21 protein-coding genes are annotated in these 20,143 nt (G+C 63.4%); 9 read left to right on the top strand and 12 right to left on the bottom strand.

Going from position 1 to position 20,143, the window contains the following annotated elements:
• Window positions 1–386: 386 nt before the first annotated feature.
• From M3P21_RS08985 to M3P21_RS08955, 7 genes are all read right to left on the bottom strand, one after another.
• Window positions 387–1,691: a M16 family metallopeptidase gene (locus M3P21_RS08985; protein WP_249709046.1), complete on the bottom strand. Its 1,305-nt coding sequence runs from the start codon at window positions 1,689–1,691 to the stop codon at window positions 387–389.
• Window positions 1,688–2,998, bottom strand: a complete 1,311-nt coding sequence (locus M3P21_RS08980) for a M16 family metallopeptidase (RefSeq protein ID WP_373319987.1) — start codon at window positions 2,996–2,998, stop codon at window positions 1,688–1,690. The genes M3P21_RS08985 and M3P21_RS08980 overlap by 4 nt, the downstream gene beginning before the upstream one ends.
• Window positions 2,999–3,157: 159 nt before the next feature.
• A complete protein-coding gene (locus M3P21_RS08975; RefSeq protein WP_249709044.1) occupies window positions 3,158–3,673 on the bottom strand; it encodes a DUF3035 domain-containing protein in 516 nt (171 codons plus the stop codon).
• A 51-nt stretch (window positions 3,674–3,724) separates the two neighbouring features.
• Window positions 3,725–4,213 carry a signal peptidase II gene (lspA, locus tag M3P21_RS08970; protein ID WP_249709043.1) on the bottom strand — a complete coding sequence of 163 codons (489 nt, stop codon included), beginning with the start codon at window positions 4,211–4,213 and terminating at the stop codon, window positions 3,725–3,727.
• Window positions 4,213–5,802, bottom strand: a complete 1,590-nt coding sequence (gene purH, locus M3P21_RS08965; RefSeq protein ID WP_249709042.1) for a bifunctional phosphoribosylaminoimidazolecarboxamide formyltransferase/IMP cyclohydrolase — start codon at window positions 5,800–5,802, stop codon at window positions 4,213–4,215. Before purH ends, lspA begins: the two co-directional genes overlap by 1 nt.
• Window positions 5,803–5,824: 22 nt before the next feature.
• A complete protein-coding gene (locus tag M3P21_RS08960) occupies window positions 5,825–7,564 on the bottom strand; it encodes a heparinase II/III family protein (protein WP_249709041.1) in 1,740 nt (579 codons plus the stop codon).
• Between the two features lie 80 nt (window positions 7,565–7,644).
• Window positions 7,645–8,904 carry an RsmB/NOP family class I SAM-dependent RNA methyltransferase gene (locus tag M3P21_RS08955; protein ID WP_249709040.1) on the bottom strand — a complete coding sequence of 420 codons (1,260 nt, stop codon included), beginning with the start codon at window positions 8,902–8,904 and terminating at the stop codon, window positions 7,645–7,647.
• 91 nt (window positions 8,905–8,995) lie between these two features.
• On the opposite strand from M3P21_RS08955, the gene M3P21_RS08950 reads away from it, so the two are divergent.
• Window positions 8,996–9,178 (top strand): DUF1674 domain-containing protein, encoded by a 183-nt coding sequence (locus tag M3P21_RS08950; protein ID WP_249709039.1) that lies wholly within the window; start codon window positions 8,996–8,998, stop codon window positions 9,176–9,178.
• A 75-nt stretch (window positions 9,179–9,253) separates the two neighbouring features.
• Here M3P21_RS08950 and M3P21_RS08945 read toward each other — a convergent pair whose 3' ends face one another.
• Entirely contained in the window at window positions 9,254–10,054 is an 801-nt protein-coding gene (locus M3P21_RS08945; RefSeq protein WP_249709038.1) for a M15 family metallopeptidase, read from the bottom strand.
• On the opposite strand from M3P21_RS08945, the gene M3P21_RS08940 reads away from it, so the two are divergent.
• Complete coding sequence (locus M3P21_RS08940; protein WP_308445933.1) at window positions 9,989–11,485, top strand: benzoate/H(+) symporter BenE family transporter; 1,497 nt, start codon at window positions 9,989–9,991, stop codon at window positions 11,483–11,485. The genes M3P21_RS08945 and M3P21_RS08940 overlap by 66 nt on opposite strands.
• Before the next feature lie 79 nt (window positions 11,486–11,564).
• Here the strand turns inward: M3P21_RS08940 and M3P21_RS08935 are convergent, their stop codons facing one another.
• Window positions 11,565–11,924, bottom strand: a complete 360-nt coding sequence (locus M3P21_RS08935; protein WP_249709036.1) for a dihydrodipicolinate reductase — start codon at window positions 11,922–11,924, stop codon at window positions 11,565–11,567.
• A 61-nt stretch (window positions 11,925–11,985) separates the two neighbouring features.
• A complete protein-coding gene (locus tag M3P21_RS08930; protein ID WP_249709035.1) occupies window positions 11,986–12,843 on the bottom strand; it encodes a LysR family transcriptional regulator in 858 nt (285 codons plus the stop codon).
• Window positions 12,844–12,944: 101 nt separating this feature from the next.
• On the opposite strand from M3P21_RS08930, the gene tmpA reads away from it, so the two are divergent.
• From tmpA to M3P21_RS08905, 5 genes are all read left to right on the top strand, one after another.
• Window positions 12,945–14,081, top strand: coding sequence for a 2-trimethylaminoethylphosphonate dioxygenase (gene tmpA / locus M3P21_RS08925; RefSeq protein ID WP_249709033.1), 1,137 nt, complete (start codon window positions 12,945–12,947; stop codon window positions 14,079–14,081).
• Window positions 14,078–14,665 (top strand): (R)-1-hydroxy-2-trimethylaminoethylphosphonate oxygenase, encoded by a 588-nt coding sequence (gene tmpB / locus M3P21_RS08920; protein WP_249709032.1) that lies wholly within the window; start codon window positions 14,078–14,080, stop codon window positions 14,663–14,665. Before tmpA ends, tmpB begins: the two co-directional genes overlap by 4 nt.
• Window positions 14,662–15,330, top strand: coding sequence for an ureidoglycolate lyase (locus tag M3P21_RS08915; RefSeq protein ID WP_249709031.1), 669 nt, complete (start codon window positions 14,662–14,664; stop codon window positions 15,328–15,330). Before tmpB ends, M3P21_RS08915 begins: the two co-directional genes overlap by 4 nt.
• A 114-nt stretch (window positions 15,331–15,444) precedes the next feature.
• On the top strand, window positions 15,445–16,311 hold the full coding sequence (locus M3P21_RS08910; protein ID WP_249709030.1) for a hypothetical protein: 867 nt from the start codon (window positions 15,445–15,447) through the stop codon (window positions 16,309–16,311).
• A gap of 9 nt (window positions 16,312–16,320) precedes the next feature.
• On the top strand, window positions 16,321–17,394 hold the full coding sequence (locus M3P21_RS08905) for an agmatine deiminase family protein (RefSeq protein WP_249709029.1): 1,074 nt from the start codon (window positions 16,321–16,323) through the stop codon (window positions 17,392–17,394).
• A 13-nt stretch (window positions 17,395–17,407) separates the two neighbouring features.
• Here the strand turns inward: M3P21_RS08905 and M3P21_RS08900 are convergent, their stop codons facing one another.
• A complete protein-coding gene (locus M3P21_RS08900) occupies window positions 17,408–18,070 on the bottom strand; it encodes an alpha/beta family hydrolase (RefSeq protein WP_249709028.1) in 663 nt (220 codons plus the stop codon).
• Complete coding sequence (gene dapB / locus M3P21_RS08895; RefSeq protein ID WP_249709027.1) at window positions 18,071–18,880, bottom strand: 4-hydroxy-tetrahydrodipicolinate reductase; 810 nt, start codon at window positions 18,878–18,880, stop codon at window positions 18,071–18,073.
• Window positions 18,881–18,971: 91 nt separating this feature from the next.
• On the opposite strand from dapB, the gene rbfA reads away from it, so the two are divergent.
• Window positions 18,972–19,367, top strand: a complete 396-nt coding sequence (rbfA, locus tag M3P21_RS08890) for a 30S ribosome-binding factor RbfA (RefSeq protein ID WP_249709026.1) — start codon at window positions 18,972–18,974, stop codon at window positions 19,365–19,367.
• Complete coding sequence (locus tag M3P21_RS08885) at window positions 19,364–20,098, top strand: phosphodiester glycosidase family protein (RefSeq protein WP_373319982.1); 735 nt, start codon at window positions 19,364–19,366, stop codon at window positions 20,096–20,098. The genes rbfA and M3P21_RS08885 overlap by 4 nt, the downstream gene beginning before the upstream one ends.
• Window positions 20,099–20,143 lie beyond the last annotated feature (45 nt).

The raw sequence follows: 20,143 nt of genomic DNA, 5'->3' as shown, positions 1-20,143 counted from the left end.
CCGCTAAACCTAGCATAGGCCCACACGATTCTGCCATAGGGTTGGCCAAGACGAAGAACGCCCGGTTCCGTGTTCCGGTCAGCCGGATCGGGGGGGATCGGGCGACGCGGTTGCGAACACGGGAACCGGGCTCATCGTGAGTGGTGGATAGGAGCGCAACAGCACCCCTGCCCTGTTCTTGAATGTAGGGCGACATGTCGGGCCGCGAAACCCTCATTTGGGTCCAGCAGCGATTTATGGCCGGAATGATGTGGGTTTTTTGCCGAAAATGCGCGCGATCGCCGGTTCGGTCAGGACACATATCCGTTACCTACAGGCGCGCGGACGGAATTCGCATCATATCGAGAGGTTCGGGGCGCCCGCAAAGACGCCCCGCCGGAACATCCCTATCCGTCCAGCCCAACCGGTTTGCCGACAACCGTGAAATGCAGCCCCTCGGGGTCCAGCAATTCGCCAGCCACGCGGTTCACATCCTCCAGCGTCACCGCGTTGACCTTGTCGTTGCGGGTGGCGATGTAATCGATCGGCAGATCATCCATCTGCATCCCCGCCAGAATCGAGGCGATCCGCGAATTGCCGTCAAACCGCAACGGATAAGCCCCAGTCAGATAGGTCTTGGCATCGTCCAGTTCTTTCTGGGTGACGCCGTTTTCGGCGATATCGGCCCATTGGTCGCGCACCACGGTGATCGCCTCGGCGATGCGGTCATTGCCCGAGGCCACCGACCCCATATAGACCGAGGCCAGATCCTTGGGCACCAGATAGGAATAGACCCCGTAGGTCAGGCCGCGCTCCTCGCGCACTTCGCGCATCAGACGGCTTTCCAGCGACCCGCCGCCCATGATCTGGTTCAGGATATAGGCGGCAAAGAAATCCGGGTCGTGCCGGTCGATACCCTTCTGACCGAACAGAGCCACCGATTGCGGTGTGTCGAACTCGACCACGCTGACGCCACCGTCGATGGTCACGTCTGCCTTGCCAGGGATCGGCGCGCCGGTCTCGGGGAAATCGGCCAGCAGCTTGTCCAGTAACACACCCAGTTCCTCGGCCGTGATGTCGCCCACCGCACCGACATAGAGACGATCGCGCGCGAACACGCCCTCATAGGCGGCAACGATGTCATCGCGGGTCAGGGCGCTGACGCTGTCCAGCGTGCCCTTGCCATCCGCCCCATAGGGGTGGTCGCCATAGGCCATCTGCGAAAAGGCCCGGCCAGCAATGTCATTGGGGTTTTTGGCATCCGAACGCAGGCCCGACAGAACCTGCGCGCGCACCCGTTCGACCGCATCCGATTCGAAGCGCGGCTGATGCAGGGTGGTGCGCAGCAGATCGGCCACCTCATCGCGGTTCTCAGACAGAAACCGCGCCGAGATCGACACGGTATCGTCGCTGGCATCATAGTCAAACGAAGCTGCCAGCGCCTCCAGTTCCCGCGCATAGGCCCGCGCATCCAGATCACCGGCCCCCTCTTCGATCAGCCCGGTCATCAGATAAACCGCGCCGCGCTTGTCGGGCGCATCCAGCGAAGTGCCACCCCGGAAACGGAATTCCAGCGCGGTGAAGGGGATCGAGTGATCCTCCACCAGCCAGGCCTTGATGCCCTTGGGTGAGGTCACTTCCTTGATCTCGACCTCTGCCCAGACGGGCAGCGCCAGAAACAGAAACAGACAGGTTGTCAGAAACGCTCTCATTGGGTGACCTCCTCATCGCGCATCAGCCAGCCGGTGACCGAGGTTTCGGGTTGCAGAACCTCGCGCGCTGCCGCGATAATCTCTTCGCCGGTCACCGCCTGCAACACGTCCGGCCAGTCCTGCACATCCTGAACCGTCAGCCCGCTGGCCAGCGCCCGGCCATAGCGGTTGCCGATCCCGTCCACATTGTCGCGGGCATAGACCTGCGCCGCGCGCAACTGCATCTTGATCCGGTCCAGATCCGCCTGGTTGACGCCTGCGGCGATGAAATCGGCAACCGCCTGATCCATCGCGTCCTCTGCCTGCTGCAGCGAGACGCCTTCGGACGGCACCACGAACAGGTTGAAGCTGGTGTCATCCAAGGACACGCCACCATAGGAGGCGCCCGCGTAAACGGCCTTTTTCTGGTCGAATTGCAGCGTCTCATTCAAATAGGAGGTTGTGCCGCCGCCCAGCAACTCGGACAGCAGATACAGCGCGGCTGCGGTTTTCTGGTCGCCGGGATTGCGCTCGGGTGCGAGGTAGCTGCGCTGCACATAAGGTTGCGCCACGCGCGGGTCCTTGTAGGTCAATCGCCGCGCGGCGGTCTGCGGCGGTTCCTGCGAACGCAGGCGTTCGGGCAGGTCGGGATTGGCCGGGATCGCGCCATAATGCTCCTCGGCCAGCGCGCGGACCTCTTCGGGATCGACATCGCCGGTCACCACGAGGATGGCGTTATTCGGTGCATAATAGGTTTGATAGAAGGACAGCGCGTCGTCCATATCCAGCTCTTCCATCTCATGCCGCCAGCCGATGATCGGCACGCCGTAGCGATGGTTGAGGTATTGCGCCGCGCGCAACTGCTCGCCAAACAGCGCGCGGGGGTTGTTCTCGGTGCGCTGGTTGCGCTCTTCGAGGATCACGTCGCGTTCGGTCTCGATGTCACGCTCGGTCAGGCGGATGTTGCGCATCCGGTCCGCCTCCATCCGCATCATCAGATCCAGCCTGTCAGCGGCGACGCGCTGGTAATAGGCGGTGTAATCATATGAGGTGAAGGCATTGTCCTGCCCGCCATTGGCGGCCACGGTTGCCGAAAGCTCGCCCGATTCAAGCGTGTCGGTCGCCTTGAACAGCAGATGTTCCAGATAATGCGCCACGCCGGACGATCCAACGGGCTCGTCCGCTGAACCCGCGCGGTACCAGACCATGTGCTGCACGACGGGGGCGCGGTGATCCTCGACCACGACCACATCCATCCCGTTCTCCAGAGAGAATGTGGTCACGGCTTCGTCTTCGGCGCTTGCCAAGACCGGCAGCGTCAACGCCATCGCGGCCCCGCCAACAAGGGAACGTATCATCGGGTGTCCTCCATCCGGCATGGACCCTCGGGCGGCACCCGCCCGGACCACGCCTTGTGTTCCAGCTTGCGCACAACCTACGGTGCGATGGTGCAGGTTCAAGCCGCGATGGCAGAAAATTGAGATTTCTTAACGATCTTCAGGCGGCGCCGAGGGGGTTTCACGCCCAGCCCGGCGAAACACATCTTCGGCGGCATAGGGGTCAATCGCCTGCTTGTCATAAACCTCGCCGTAACGATCCACCTTGAACAACCGGATATTGGCCAGACGTCCCTTGCGACGCCGGAAATCGGCATCCTCCTGCGCCAGAACCTCGCGGGTATTGGCAGGCACGCCATAGCGGCTGGCCGTACGCACCAGCGCCGCATCCGAGGATGGCACCGCACCTGGTTGCAGCGCCGAGGCACGACCGCCCAGCGCCTCGACCGCATCGGCCACCGGTGTCGGGTCGGTCAGGTTTGCACCACCCGGCGTGGGCGCGGGCAGTACCGCATAATCCTGAGGTGCGGTCAGTGGCTTGACCGGCAGAACGGCAAACTCATCCGGCCCCGGTCCCGGAGCGTTAATGACGCGCAACCCCTTGTCAGAGCACGCTGCCAGAGCAAATACGCCTGCAATCATTATCGCGCCCAGCGGACCCCGCATGGTCACCTCCTGCCTGTTTGGCCGGTGTTGTAGCCCATTTGCCGCACCGCGTCACGAGGCCTTTTTCTGAGATTTTTTTGTGCCATCGAACAGGATCAGCCCGAATGCCCCGGCAAAGATGAACACATCGGCGATGTTGAAGACAAACGGGTTGTTGATCCCGCAACAGGACATGTTGAGGAAATCCAGCACATAGCCATAGACCAGCCGGTCCACCACGTTGCCCATCGCCCCGCCGATCAGCAGCCCGGCGCTGATCTGGGTGATCCAGTTGCCCGGTGCACGGCGCAGCCAGAACAGCACGCCCGCGCAGATCAGAAACGACAATCCGATCAGCACCCAGCGCGAGGCGTCGCTGTCGCCCTGAAACAGACCGAAATTGATGCCCCGGTTCTCGCCATAGCGGAAATTCAGGATTGGGGGCAGCACATCAATGCCGCCCAGCCGGTCCACCTCCATCACATGCACCACCCAGTATTTGCTGAACTGGTCCAGCAGGAAGGCCGTCAGGGCCGCCCATATGACACGTGCGCCCGGCATCAGTGACGGAAATGCCGCATACCGGTGAACACCATGGCCAGACCGGCCTCGTCAGCGGCCTTGATCACTTCGTCATCGCGCATCGACCCGCCCGGCTGAATCACGCATGTCGCGCCGTTTGCGGCGGCCTCCAGCAACCCGTCGGCAAAGGGAAAGAACGCGTCCGAGGCCACGGCGGACCCTTTGGCGAGGCTTTCCGGCAGTTCCAGTCCCTCGGCCATGCGCTGCGCCTTGACGCCCGCGATCGTGGCACTGTCCAACCGGCTCATCTGGCCCGCACCGACGCCCACGGTCTGGCCGTCTTTCACATAAACGATGGCGTTGGATTTGACATGTTTCGCCACTTTCCAGGCAAAGAGAAGGTCCGCCATCTGGTCCTCGGTCGGGGCGTTTTTGGTCACGACCTTGAGGTCGGCCATGTCGCGATGACCCACATCCTTGTCCTGCACCAGCATGCCGCCAGACACCTGACGGGTGGTGAAGGCGCTGTCCTGCGGGTCGGGCAGGCCCTCGGTCAGCAGCAGGCGCAGGTTTTTCTTGGTGGCAAACACCTCAACCGCCTCCTCCGAGGCGCCCGGCGCGATCACCACCTCGGTAAATATCTGCACGATCTCGCGTGCGGTGTCGGCGTCCAGCGGCATGTTCAGCGCGATGATACCGCCAAAGGCCGAGGTGCGGTCGCAGTCGAACGCCTTCTGATAGGCCTCTTTCAGAGTCGCACCGCGTGCCACGCCGCAAGGGTTGGCATGTTTGATGATCGCAACGGCAGGACCGTCGGCCGGATCGAATTCCGAGACCAATTCAAACGCCGCATCGGTGTCGTTGATGTTGTTGTAGCTCAGTTCCTTACCCTGCACCTGCCGCGCCGTGGCGACGCCGGAACGGTCCGAGCCATCGAGATAAAACGCCGCTTCCTGGTGCGGGTTCTCGCCATAGCGCAGCGTCTGGGCCAGGCGGCCTGCCACCGCCCGGCGGCGCGGGGCCTGCAGGTTCAGCGCGCCCGCCATCCAGTTCGACACCGCGGCGTCATAGGCAGCGGTACGGGCATAGGCGTTCTGCGCCAACCCCTGCCGGAATGCATAAGAAGTCTGACCGTCATTGGCCTCGAGTTCGGCCAGCAGCGCGTCATAATCCTCGACATCGACCACCACGTTCACAAAGGCATGGTTCTTGGCCGCCGCCCGGATCATCGCCGGGCCGCCGATGTCGATATTTTCGATGCAGGTGTCATAATCGGCACCCTTGGCGACGGTTTCCTCGAACGGGTAGAGATTCACCACCAGCAGGTCGATCGCGCCGATGCCGTGCGTCTCCATCGCCGCCAGATGGGCGTCATTGTCGCGCAGCGCCAGCAGCCCGCCATGCACCATCGGATGCAGGGTCTTGACCCGGCCATCCATCATCTCGGGGAAACCGGTGACCTCGGCCACGTCGCGCACATCCAGCCCTGCCTCGCGCAGGGTCTTGGCCGATCCTCCGGTGGACAGCAGTTCCACACCCCGCGCCGACAGCGCCTTTCCCAGATCGACCAACCCGGTCTTGTCGGATACGGACAGCAGCGCGCGGCGCACGGGGTGAAAATCGGTCATGTGGTCTTGGTCCTTTTGCGGATCAGTCGAATTGCGGCTCATCCCGGTTCAGGTCGCGAATGGCAATCGCCGTGTCCTGCGCCTTGCTCAGCGTCCACCGGGTGCGCGTCGCATACCCCATTGCGCGGCCGGATAGAACAATCTGTTTTGTCGCGCGTGGCTTCAGACGACCTTTTTCCAGGTAAACGCTTGGGGCCAAAGCCAATTTATGCTGACCGTCGTGGCGGAATACCCAGATCTCGCCACTTTTCAGCGCCATCGACACCGCCGCACCGCCCAGATCCACCGCCGCATCCACATCCGGATGCAGATGCAGGCGCAGATCAAAGCCGATTCCCGCAAGCTGCGCCGCATCCATTGCCTTGTCGAAACGCCGCTTGGCCGGATCGCTCATCGCCAGCAGCATATCCTCACCCGCCAGCCCGCGCCCATCGAAGGACAGTTCCAGCGTTCGGGCATGGGTCAGGCCGAACACCGCCTCATAGCCGTCATGTCCGCCCTGAAACCGCACCCCGTCGGGCAGGTCCGACATCTCGACCACGACTTCGCGCGGGGCGGCAATCAGCGCCTCGTTGCCGGTGCCCCGTTCGGGGTCGGCAAGACGCGCGCTGGAATAGCCGTCCAGACACAGGGTTGAATGTGACGGCGTCGCCCGCCCGGCGCGCCGCCATTCGGGACCATAACTGTCGCCCGCGCCGCAATTCACGATCAGCGGGCGGCGGCCCGAGGTCAGCTCGAACGCCAGTGTCGAGGCATGGGCCTTGTAAGACGCCCGCCCCGAAGGTGGCGGGCTGGCATCGACGATCACGCTGGTGCGCCCACCTGCAAGACGCGCAAAGCCCATCGCCAGCCGGTCAAAAGGCGTTGGCTTGGTCTGGCTCGCTGCCAGTGCGTGATCCAACCGGCCTTCGATACCGCGCCCGCCACCATGAAACCGGGCCAGACCACCATCGCTATGGCGCAGGGTCCGCAGGCTGGGCGCGATGCGCAGGATGGCCGCCGCGTGATCGGCCCCAACGCCGCGTCCGGCTTCCTGCAGGGCCGCCGCCGCCCAGGTCAGCAGCGTGAATACTTCCAGCAGTTCTTCGGGGTTGCGCGTGGGCACACCGCCCTGCGCATCGATCTGGCTGCGGCACTCCTGCCCTAGCGCCCGGATCGCCGGATCAGCCAGTTCTTCCAGTCCCTCCAGCGCCAGCGAGGCGTAAATCAGGCCCGTCAATGCCTCGAACCGGGGCAGTCCCGGCGGTGCGGCTTTCCAGCGCCGAGACAGAAACCAGGTCTGATGTGACAGCGAGCGGAAGAACGCATCGCTTTGTTCCGGCTCGACACCGCGCAACAGAAAGAGCGCGTGGTTGATCCAGCGAATCACCCGCCGGCCGGTCAGTTCCGGCGTCCAGCCCGGCCCGCGCCCCCGCCCGTGATGGTCGATCCAGCCCCAAAGCCAGGTCTGCGCCTTTGCCCGCGCCCGCACATCGCCCACTGCGGCCAGATCGTCGAGCCAGGCAAAGCCGTGCCGTTCGTCGTCAAAAGACGGGTTGGGCGAGGCGACCTCCCACAACCCGCTGTCACGTGATTCGACCAGATACCCGGCAAATAGCAGATTGCCCGCCAGCAGTTGCCGGCCACGGGCAAACACGCCAACCGTGCGCGGTTCGGGTTGCGAGACGAATCCGGTCACCGCCGCGCGCCGCTGACTCAGCCGCGCGTAGAAACGGTTCTGGAACCGTGCCCAACGGCTCGCCATCGTATCGGAACTGGACATATTCACTGCCTCTCACGCTCTTTGGCGTTTGTCGCAGAGCTTAGCGGTTCGGGCAATGCGAGTCACCGTCGAACTCGCCCTCAGCCCACTTTGCGCAGACAGGCGATATAGAACCCGTCCATACCGCCGCGCTCGGCCCAGTAATCGGGGCGCAGGCGCAGCCCGCCCTCCTGCGTTATCCAGCCGGGCTTGACCCCGGGCAGATCAAGCGCTGCACGGTCCGCGCTCAGGTCCGGGAATTGCTCCAGCACCTCCTCGATCTGCACCTCGCCCTCGTCCGGCAGCAGCGAGCAGGTGCAATAGACCAACCGTCCGCCGGGTTTCAGCAGCGTGTGAGCATGAGCCAGCATCCGCGCCTGCAATTCGATCAATTCACCAAATTCCGACCCGTCCTTGGCATGGGGCAGATCGGGATGCCGCCGGATGGTCCCGGTCGCCGAACAGGGCGCATCGAGCAGGATCGCGTCATAGCTGCCCTGATGCTCCAGCGCGTCACCCACGACCAGTTCCGCGCTCAGCCCGGTGCGGTCGAGGTTTTCGCGTACCCGCCGCATCCGCGACTCAGAGAGGTCCAGCGCAGTGACGACCGCGCCCTGTGCCGCCAGTTGCAGCGTCTTGCCACCGGGAGCAGCGCAGAGATCCAGCACCGCCTCACCCGGCTGTGCGGCCAACACCCTTGCGGGCAAAGCAGCGGCAGCATCCTGCACCCACCAATCGCCCGCTTCATATCCCGGAAGTGCCGTGACCTGCACCGGTCCATCAATCCGGACCGAGCCCGTCGGCAGCATGTTACCTTCCGCCGCAGTGGCCCCGGGTTTCAATGTCAGATCAAGCGGAGCGCCAGCAAAATGTGCCCGTTCCATGCCAGCCACCGCATTGGCACCCCAGGCTTGCGCCAGAGGGGTGCGCAACCATTTTGGCAGCCGCGGCACCCGCAGCAACTCCCAATGCTTGGACGTGTCCACCGCCACTTTGCGCAGCACCGCATTGACCAACCCTTTGAGCCGCCCGTGACGACGCGACCGCGCGGTGATTTCAACCATGGAATTGACCACCCCATGGGCGGCCTCGCCCCCGGCCAGTTCCACAACCCCCAGCCGCAGCGCATTCAGCACCGGCAGCGGCGGTTTCTTCTGCAGATGCTTGTTCAGCATCCGGTCGGCCCGCTCCAGCCCGCGCAAGGTATCAAGCGCCAGACGTTGCGCCCGCGCGCGGTCCTCGGCGGCCAGCTTGTCCAGAGCGCCCGCGGCCAGGCATTCCGACATCAGCCGATGCTCGCCCAATATCTGGTCCAGCAGATAGATCGCGCTCTGTCGCGCTCGTGTCGCGGTATCGTTCATGCCCCTGATCCCGATCTGTGACGCCATGCCCGCATTGCCACGGGCAGAGGCGGGCGTATATCAAGGGCGAGACCGGAAAGGAACCCGAGGTATGAGCGAGACCCACAAAGACCTGCCCCCTGCCGCCCAACGCGCGCTGGCCGAGGCCGAAGAACGCCGCCGTCTGGCCGAAACGGAAGCCAGCCCCGGGCCCAAGGAACTGGGCGGGCGCGACGGCCCGGAACCCGTTCGCTTTGGCGATTGGGAAAAGAAGGGGCTGGCGATCGATTTCTGACAAGGGACTGCGCTGGACAAACCGGGATTCAAAGGCATGGGGTCAAAAGGTGTCGAAGACATCAAAGCCGCCCGTTCATACGCCATCACAAAGCCGACAATAACCATACCACGCCCGATCCTGAGGCCCATGCTCAGTTCGCGTATTGTGGATGTACATCTGATTGCCAAAGTCAAAGTGCCAATATTCAGATGGATAATTTGCAAAGCCAGCATTGGTCATCGCCCAATACAGCAAGCGGCGATTCAAAAGGGCAGCGTTTTCAGGACCAATTCGCCCCGCAACGCGTTCACGCTCAAGGTGGTCGGTATGCGCAACTGCGCTCAATTCGTCGAAACCCGCCCCCATGTCCAGCACCTCATCGGTATCGAGCGCACGAAGAACAACATCAACCGAGGCGCCCGTCGAATGGGTCGGCCAGGTCGTCGCATCCACCGGGTCGAAACGACGCGGGTCGGAACTGTATTGGCTGGTCAGCGCCTCCAGCTCGGATCGAGGAAGCGCCGGATGGTCCGCCGCCACCTTCGCCAACGCCCATTCCCACAGCCCGTGTTGGGTCGTGATCGGACGATAGGCATCATAAACCACAAGCTCGCAGCCACATGCCGCAAGCGCGTCGTTTGCCGATCGCAACATCGGCACCAGGCTTTCCCTGCACCACATGCGCGGCAGGCTTCCGTCTATCCTTCTGCCATAAGGCGGGTTTGAGCCATCCGACAGGTGATAATAGGGCACCACAGCGATTCCATGCGCACCGACATCAACAAGTCTTTCCAGGGCACGTGGGTCCGACTTGTCAAACGCAATATCGTGATATCCACGCGCATCCTGCCCATTGCTGCAAATGGGGATCGGCTGCAAATCGGTGATGTTCACGAAACCAATTCTCCTCGGTTGGGCTGTAATCTGGAAGAGACCCTACGGAACGGGAAAACAAGGGCAAGTCAGGATTGCGAGACCCTGAGTCAGGCAAAGCACCCACAACTGTCTGACCAAAGAAGAGCAAGCACGCTTTCCCGGTCTTGGCTGTGCCGCAAAAATGGGCATAGTCTTGGGCGGCAGCCAGTTTCACCACCGTCCCCTTCCCGCAAACTTTCGCACGAGCATCACATGCGCCACAGCGCCATCCCTTTGCAAACCGTCTCGACCGGCATTGTGGTCGCCATTGTGGGTTTTTTCAGCTCGTTTCCCATCGTTTTGCAGGGTCTGAACGGTATGCGTGCGTCGAAAGCCGAGGCCGCCTCGGGGCTGATGGCCGCCGCCATTGCAATGGGACTGGCGGGTGTGGTGCTTAGCTTGCGCACGAAGATTCCCGTCAGCGTGGCGTGGTCCACGCCGGGCGTGGCGTTGCTGGCGGTTTCGAAGATGCCCGAAGCCGGATTCGCCGAGGCGGTGGGGGCGTTCCTTTTTGCGGGTCTGCTGACCACCATCGCCGGATTCTGGCGGCCCCTGAGCCGATTGATCGCGGCCATCCCCGCGCCGCTGGCGCAGGCGATGCTGTCGGCTGTGTTGCTGTCGATATGCCTGCAACCCTTCAGCGCAATGAGTCAGGCGCCCTGGGTCGCCCTGCCGGTGATCGTCACCTGGTTCATCGCAGGCCAGATCAATCGCATGATCGCGGTTCCCTGCGCCGTGGTCGTAGCGGCGCTGGTCGTGGTGTTTCAACCGGGCTTCGACTTCACGCTGAACGGGTCATCGGTCATTCCCGCGCCGGTTTTCACCGTCCCGGTCTTCTCGCTCCCGTCACTGATCGGCATCGGACTGCCGCTCTTCGTTGTCACCATGGCAACGCAGAACATCCCCGGCCTCGCCATCATCCGCAGTTTCGGCTATCACCCCGCGCCCGCGCCGTTGATTTCGTCGGTGGGCGGGGCCAGCCTGATCTCGGCCCCGTTTGGCGCGCCCGCGACCTGCCTTGCCGCCATCACAGCCGCCATGTGTGCCAATGACGACTCGCATCCCGACCCCGGAAAACGCTACCTCTCGGCGGTGTTCGGAGGGCTGTTTTATTGCCTCTTCGGACTGTTTGCCGGGATCATCACCGCCTTTGCGGGCCTCGCGCCGCCGATGCTGCTGGGCACGCTGGCGGGTGTCGCCCTGCTGCCGGTCTTTGCCACTTCGGCGCTCGCCGCGTTCGAGGACACATCTTATCGTCAAGCCGCGTCGATCACTTTTCTGGTCACCGCCTCGGGTGTGACCATCATCGGCCTCAGCGCTGCTGTCTGGGGCTTGGTGCTGGGCGGGATCGTGCAGGTGATCAACACCCGAATGACGCGGGATACCCATGGCGCTTCGCGAAATACCTGACTCACCCGATGCTGCGTGAATTCGAAAACTTGAACGCGTTGGGTGACGCTGGGCGGTTCAAGTTTCCTTACGAAGTGCCTCAATCAGACCGCAGGCGAAAATCGGCGAAATCGCCCTTGCCCCGATCCGAGGTAAAGCGGATCTTGCCGCCGTGAACGCGCACTTCCTGACAATTATAGCCCAACTCGCTGCCGCCCCAATAAAGATCGCGACAGAAATAGCCGTTCTGCCAGGTCCAAATCCCCTCGACCGGCCAGCGCAATCCTTTCCCGCTGATTGTCCCATCGGGCGACACCTGTAGCTTGATCAGGGGTCGGGTCAGGGTCTTTCCGGCCACAATCTGTTTGAATTGGGCCTCGTTCTTGACCGTCGTGAAGTCGGCAAAAGCAGGCAGCGCGAGGGTGCAGGACAGCGTGAAGAAGATAAGCCGTAAGAACATGACAACACCGGGGGATGTGGCAATGATATCTGGTCTACGCACAGCCCGCCCGACCGGATCATTATTTCTCCATTCGGATGGCCTGATAAAACGCATCGACCAGCTGGTGCTGCTTGCGACTGATGGGCCGGTCTTCGGGCCAGGTCAGCCAATAGCCTTCGCTGGTGATAAATTCCGGCAGTTCAAGCCGATGTAGCGCGCCGCTCTGCAACAGGTCGCGCGCAAGCGGGACCGAGCCCAGTGTGATGCCCATGCCCTGTCGTGCTGCTGCCAGCGCGTGTTCCATCGAATCGACACTGAGCCAGCCGCTGGTCATGGTCTCGCCGGTCTCTGCCGACCAATCCGACCAGCCCGGCCTTGGGCCACGCAACTCGACCAGCGGCGCGCCCCGGGACAGGCCGGGCGCGGCCATCGGGGCCAGCACTTCGCGCGCGACCAGATGCGCCGCGCGCCCCGGCCAGACCCCGTTGCCAAAGCGCAGCTGCAGCCAGGTCTTTTCTTCGTCGAACCCCGACCAGCGGTCCAGCGAATCGATCACCAGCCGCAAATTGGGATGGGCTGCGTGGAACCCGGCCAGACGCGACACCACCAACGCGCCCAGATGGGAATTGAGCCCGGCAACACGCAGCTCGGTCGGGCTTTTGCCGAACAGGTTCTCGGTATTGCGCTCCAGCGCGCGCAGGCTGTCCTGCACCAGCGGCAGATAGCTTTCGCCCTCGACCGTCAGCGACACGCCGCGCGCCTCGCGGATGAAAAGCGACCGGCCAAGCCAGGCCTCCAGATTGGCGATCCGCTGGCTGACCGCCGCCTGGGTCAGCCCGAATTCGCGCGCTGCCGCCGAAAACCCGCCCAGCCTCCCGGCGGCCTCAAAGACCCGCAACCAGTCAAGCGGCGGCAATCCCACTTTGCGTTTACTCATTAGATTTTCCAGGCCTCAGATCGAATAAGGATTAATTGTCTTAATGCCACGTCACCGGTATCCCCTCAAGTGTTCCCGCGTTGCCATCAGGAGAGCCCCACATGCTGCGCACCGCCACTCACTCCGGCCCCGTTGTCACCGTTACCTTTGATGACGGGGCCACCACCCGCTTCCACGCGATCTGGCTGCGCGACAACGCGCTTGACCCCGAGACCCGCGCGCCAGGAAACGGACAGCGGCTGATCACCATCGGCGACATTCCCGCCGACACCACGGTCGGTAACACGCGCGTCGTGGGCGGGGATCTGGAAGTCACGTTCCAGCCTGAAGGCAAGACCGTGATCTTTCCCGCTGGCTGGCTGGCCGATCACGCCTATGACCGTGACCGGCCCAAAGACGCAGGCCGCACCGCGCCGGGCCTCACCACCTGGGACAGCGCGCTTGCGCCACCGGGCGCTGACTGGAACGCCGTCCATGCCGACCCCCGCGCAAAACGCGGCTGGCTGGCGGCGGTGGCCGAATTCGGCTTTGCCCGACTGACCGGCGGCCCGGTTGAGCCCGAGGCGCTGCTGCGTGTCGCCGACCTGTTCGGCTATGTGCGCGAGACCAATTATGGCCGGTATTTCGAAGTTCGGACCGAGGTCAATCCGACCAATCTGGCCTATACCGGGCTGGGGCTTCAGGCCCATACCGACAACCCCTATCGCGATCCGGTGCCGGGGCTGCAGATCCTCTATTGTTTGGAAAACTCCGCCGAGGGCGGCGATTCCATCGTGGTGGACGGGTTTCGCGCCGCCCAGCGCCTGCGCGCAGAGAACCCCGAGGGGTTCGCGCTGCTGGCGGGTCACCCGGCCCGCTTTGAATATAGCGGCTCGGACGGTGTCTGCCTGCGGTCGCGCCGCCCGATGATCGAACTTGCGCCCGACGGCGAGTTGGTGGCGGTCCGCTTCAACAACCGTTCGTCAGCGCCCTTTGTGGACATTCCCTTTGACCGGATGGAAGCGTATTACCAAGCCTATCGACAATTCGCCGCCATCATCGACGATCCCGCCATGGGTGTCGCCTTCAAGCTGGAGCCGGGCGAGAGCTTCATCGTCGACAACACACGTGTGCTGCATGCACGCACCGGCTATTCCGGTGCCGGATCGCGCTGGCTGCAGGGCTGTTACGCCGACCGCGACGGGTTGCTGTCCACGCTGGCCGCGCTCGAGTTGGCCCAGCCGGAGGCGGCGGAATGACCGGCAGACCTGACCTGACCCGCGACACCATCGTGGCCTTCCTGGCCGACATCTTCGACCGGCGCGGCGGTGAGGAATACCTGGGCGAACCCGTCACCATGGCGGAACACATGCTGCAAGGCGCCACCATCGCCGAACAGAACGGCCTGCCCGAAGACATCATCGTCGCGACCCTCTTGCACGATATCGGCCATTTCACCTCCGAGTTCGGCACCTTCAGCATGGACGACACCGAAGACCGCTTTCACGAGGATGCGGGCGCTCAGGTTCTGGCCCCGTTCTTTCCCGGCGTGGTCACCGATTGCGTGCTCTACCATGTGGCCGCCAAGCGCTATCTCTGCGCCACCAAGCCGGAATATTTCAAACGCCTCTCCGAGGCCTCGATCCATTCGCTGAACCTGCAAGGCGGCCCGATGAGCGCCGAGGAAGTGGCCGCGTTCGAACAGAACCCCAACCTCGAAAAGATCATTCAGGTGCGGTATCTGGACGAGGCGGGCAAGCGCGACGATATGGAAACGCCCGATTTCCACCATTTCGCCCCGATGGTGCAGCGCATCGTTGACCAGCATATGAGGGCCGCATGAACGCTCCGGAATATATCTTCGAGGCCAGCACGAAACCGTCTCTGCCCTGGCATGAAGTGCCACTGATCCGCGCCACCGAGGACAGCGTCAAGGGCTATGGCTGTCTGGTCGACGACCCCGAAGGGTTCGAGATCGAGATCACCCGCTGGCCGCAACAGGGCTGGCGGCCCATCGACGAGGGCACCGGCGACGAAGGCGGCTGGGTCGAGGGCACCTTCAAGGGCGACTGGAAGGGCGATGTTCTCTATGGCGAGAACGAGGCGGTGAACGGCCATTACGTTCTGGGCTGGTCCACCGATCCGCAAAAGGCCAGCGCCGAGGCACAGACCGCACCGCGCGATCAGGTGCTGCTGTGGCACATGAACTATCACCCCGATGGCGGGCAGATGTTCTTTCCACTCGACCGCAGGCCGTTTGTCATCCCCGCCGCCCTGCCCGGCGACAACCTGACGCCCGACAAGGTTGTGGCCTTCTGGTGCGATGGCTCGCGCGGGCTCTATATCCATCCCGGCATCTGGCACGAGGGGATCTTTCCGGTCGAAGACAGCCAGCGTTTCCTGGACCGGCAGGGGGCGGTGCATGCGCGCGTCAGCGCCGATATCGGTCAGGAATTCGGCGTCTACCTCGCCTGCCCGCTGCGCGAAGACAGCGTCAAAGCGCTCTGACCGCGCGCGCGAGATGAAGAAAGCGCAAGACAGTCTTCACATCCAATTGAGATGGGTGACGATTTCGGTCTTATATTGGCCGTGACCAATGCGCATTCGGAGGGAGATCAGAGCATGACCATGGACCGACGCGAGGTGATCAAACTGGGCACCGCCGCAACGCTTGGCGCAGTCCTTCCCTCGGTGGCGCGGGCCACGCCGCAAAACGCGGCATTCGAAGCCTCTTATGACGACGTTCTGCAGCGCCTGCGGACAGGTCTCAACGCGCAAGGCCTGCAGGAGGCCGCGCCACTTTCGATTGTATCCGGTGATCCGGCCTATAATGGCGGGCTGCGCCATGATTTCGACCAATCCGCCTTGCCGCAGGGTGGTTTCGTGATCCAGCCTCTCGCCCGCGTCGAAGATATCGGGGAACGCGACCGTGCCGATGTCCTGCCGATCTTTCACGAGGTCGGCTGCCATCCCCCGGACGACCTCGACAAAGCCGCGCAGACCCGCATGCTGATCCGCCTGCTGACCGAAGAGTTCGGGCTTGATCCGGCGCGGCTGGCCTTTGTCAGCGTCCCCGCCTCCGAAGAGATGCGCCCGGTTCTGGATGAGGTCGGGTTGCCGTTCTCGGAAAAGGTGATCCTGCGCGATGCCGAGGAGGCTTTTGAGGCGCGCGACGGATCGGGTTATTTCTTTCCCAACCCGGATGGCGAGGATTTCTTTGTCACGATGGGGGTTTACTACCGCGTGGGCGAGACCGACGAACCCGCGCCCTCCGCATATCCCGCCTCTGCCAACTGGACAGAACTCGGTGAGATCGTGATCGCCGGCGAGACCGCCCCGCTGGGGGTTTCGCTGGGGGCCGAACGGCTTGCACTGGCGGTGTCGGGTCAGTTTCCGACATGGGATGAACGCCTCGGCCAGCTTTTTGCGCAGGTCGAAAGCGATGCGGGAGGCTCTGGCGAGCCCGCCGGGGTCGCGGCGTTCCGATAGGCACAGCAGATGCAGCGGCGCGACTTTCTGGCCAGCCAGGCCCAACTGGGTGCCTTTTGCCTGTTCGGAGGGCCCGCCATGGCGGCATCAGATTCCACCTTCACCGTGCCGCCGGAAGAGGCCGCGCATGAGGCGACCTTCATGCAATGGCCCGCCAGCCCCCGCGTTTACCCCGATCGCGTGTTTCTGGAGCTTCTGCAGCACACCATCACCGACATCGCCAACGCAATCGCTCAGTTCGAACCGGTGATCCTGCTGGCCGCCGCGTCCGATCATCCCAACGCCCGGAAACTGCTGTCGGACCAGGTCACGCTCTGGGACATCCCGACCGAAGATCTGTGGTGTCGCGATTCAGGACCACTTTTTGCGATCACCTCCACCGGAGAACGCGTCGTGAGTCATATACGGTTCAATGGCTGGGGCGACCGTCAGGTCCATAAGCGCGACGGTCGGATCGCAGCCGAGGTTGCACGGCGGCTTGACTTCGACCTGATCCCCAGCGGCGTCATTGGCGAGGCGGGCGGGGTCGAGCAGGACGGCCACGGCCTGCTGATGGCGCATGAAAGCTCCTGGGTGAATGACAACCGCAATCCGGGTCTGACCCGCGACCAGATCGAACAGCGCCTGCTGACAGCTTACGGCGCCGAACGGATGATCTGGGCAGACGGGGTCCGGGGTGAGGATATCACCGACTACCATATCGACAGCCTCGCCCGGTTCACCGGACCAGGCCGCGTGCTGATCAACCTGCCCGATGATCCCGACCCACAGGACCCGTTCCACATGGCTGCGCTGGACACATATGACCAGCTGATCGCCGAGGGGCTGGAGGTCGAAATCATCCCTGAGCCAGACGACCGCCGGGTCAAAACCCTCGATTTCGTGGCCTCTTATGCCAATTACTATGTCTGCAACGGCGCCGTGATCGCCGCGCAGTTCGGCGACCGCGAGACCGACCGGATCGCACAGGACGCCTTGCAACGGCACTATCCCGGTCGCGAAGTCGTCACCCTGAATGTCGATGCGTTGGGCGAGGTTGGCGGCGGCATCCATTGCGCCACGCAACAATTGCCGACCTCCTAATCACGTCTGTAGCTCAGCCCTGCGAGGCAACCCAGCTTGCGACCAGATCGGCCACTTCTGCAATGGCCGCCGCCTCGGCCTGTGCCCCATCCGCGTGCTGAAATCCGTGATCCACACCCTCTATCAGGTGCAGCGCGACGTCGGGCCGGGCCGCATAGGGGTCGAGCAACTCGGGCAGGTTGCAGGGATCTTCCGTGCCCAGCACCATGATCGAGGGCAGGCTCTGCTTTGACAGCGTCTCCGCCAGAGGGGTCTTGAGCAGGCCGGGCGTCAGCCAGACGCCCCGGACATCCGGCACGGCCTGCGCCTGCGCCGCAAGAGCACCGGCCATGGACAGGGTCCCAAGCGATTTGCCGATCAGCCAGACGCGCCGGTACGCACCCAACGTCAGGGCATGGGCCAGAATGTCCTGCCCGTCCGAGAATATCTCGGCGAATTGCGCCTCGTCCTCGGCATCCAGAAACCGGTGATCATCGGCATAGCGAAACTGCAGCCGCAGCACATCGCAGCCCTGCCGCGCGAACACCTCCGCGACGCATTGCAATAGCGGGCGGTCGCAAGTGTATCTGAGCCCCGGATAGATCAGCACCAACTCGCGCCCCTGCCCCCTGCTCAGATCGGCATGGACCGAGCGCGCGCGCCCATAGGACAGCGGTATCTGCATCTGCTCGGCCATCTACAGCCCCAGCACATCCACCATGTCATATTGCCCCGGCTGCTTGCCCTGCCCCCAAAGCGCGGCTTTCAGTGCGCCGCGGGCAAAGATCGCCCGATCGGTGGCCACATGGCGCAGGGTGATACGCTCGCCAGCGGCGGCAAACAGCACATCATGCTCGCCCACGATGTCGCCGCCCCGGATCGCGGTGAAGCCGATATCGCCGCGTTTGCGGGCGCCGGTGATGCCGTCACGACCCCGATCCGAGACATCGGCCAGTGCCACGCCGCGCCCCTCGGCGGCGGCCTCGCCCAGCATCAGCGCGGTGCCAGAGGGCGCATCGACCTTGTGGTGGTGATGCGCCTCGATCACCTCAATGTCGAAATCCTCGTCCAGCGCAGCGGCGACTTTTTTGGTCAATTGTGTCAGCAGGTTGACACCCAGGCTCATGTTGCCCGCCCGCACGATCACCGCATGGCGCGCGGCGGGTTCCAGCGCAGCAATTTCCTCCTCACTCATGCCGGTGGTGCCGATTACATGCACGGCGCGCGCCTGTGCCGCCAGTGCTGCAAATTCCAGCGTCGCGCCGGGCGCGGTGAAATCGATGATCGCCTGCGCGGGCGCAAACGCCTCGAGCGGATCATCACTGACAATCACGCCCAACGGAGCACCGCCCATCGCCTCGCCCACATCGCGCCCGACCCAGTCATGGCCCTTGCGCTCGACCGCGCCCACCAGCCGCGCCTTGTCACTGTCACGCACGGTACGGATCAGCATCTGGCCCATGCGGCCCGATGCTCCGGTGATGGCGATGCCGGGAATGTGGCTCATGTTCGGTATCCTTGCGTCAGATCGGCTTTATGCCTCCTACCCGTTCGGGCAGCGCTTGGCAAAGCCTCTCGTTCGGCTTAGATCGGGAAGTATGGCAAAGAATAAATTCCACGATGGCCCCGGTCCCTCACAGCGTCAGCTTCGCGTCGGCGAGTTGATCCGCCGCACCCTCTCCGAGGTGCTGGCCCGCGGCGACGTGCATGACCCCGCTCTGAACCGCATGTCGATCACCGTGGGTGAGGTCCGCACCTCGCCCGACCTCAAGATCGCCACCGCCTTTGTGCTGCCTTTGGGCGGCAAGGGGCAGGAGGACGTGCTGAAGCTACTGGCCCGCAACAAGAGCGAATTGCGCCGGGTGATCGGCAAGAAAGTCGGGCTAAAGTTCTCGCCTGATCTGCGCTTTCGGCTGGACGAGACCTTTGATCAGATGGACGAAAGCCGCCGCCTGTTCAATCAGGACGAAGTGCGCCGGGATCTGGACGAGTGACACGCCTGCTCGCCGCTCTGCTGATGCTGCTGGCTGCGCCCGCCACGGCGTTGACCTGTTCGGATATGGAGCATGAGGGCAACCGCTTCACGGTCTGCGAGGCCGATGCGGGCACCGAGGATCTGCGCCTGTTCCTGCGCGATGATCAGGGCGAGATTCTGGGCCATTTCCAGACCGTCGACGCCACGCTGGCCGATCAGGGCAAGCAGCTGGCATTCGCGATGAATGCCGGGATGTATCACGACGACCGCTCGCCGGTTGGGCATTACGTCGAAAACGGCACCGAAGAGATGCGGGTGATCCCCAATGCAGGCCCCGGTAATTTCGGCCTGCTGCCCAACGGTGTTTTCTGCATCCGGCAGGGCCGCGCCGATGTGTTCGAGACGCTCAGCTTTCAGGACCAACAGCCACAGTGCCGCGACGCCACCCAATCCGGCCCGATGCTGGTGATCGACGGCGAGTTGCACCCGCGTTTCCTGCCCGATTCCACCTCGCGTTATATCCGCAACGGGGTTGGCACCAGCGCTGACGGGCAGCGGGTGGTCTTTGCGATCTCGCGCAATGCGGTGACTTTTCATCAGTTCGGCAGCTTGTTTCGCGATGTGCTGAACACCCCCAACGCGCTTTATTTCGACGGCAATATCTCGCGCCTTTATGCGCCGCAGATCGGGCGATCAGATGCCGGGTTCTCGCTGGGTCCCATCGTGGGCGTGGTGGTGGATTCCGAGTAGCATGTTTGACAGCGCACGGGCGATCGGCTAGGTCGCGCGCCTCAG

It is taken from the genome of Ruegeria spongiae (assembly GCF_023502395.1).
Taxonomy (GTDB): Bacteria; Pseudomonadota; Alphaproteobacteria; order Rhodobacterales; family Rhodobacteraceae; genus Ruegeria_C; species Ruegeria_C spongiae.
The sequence above is the reverse complement of the archived record's forward strand: the minus strand, read 5'-3'. Positions and strand labels throughout refer to the sequence as shown.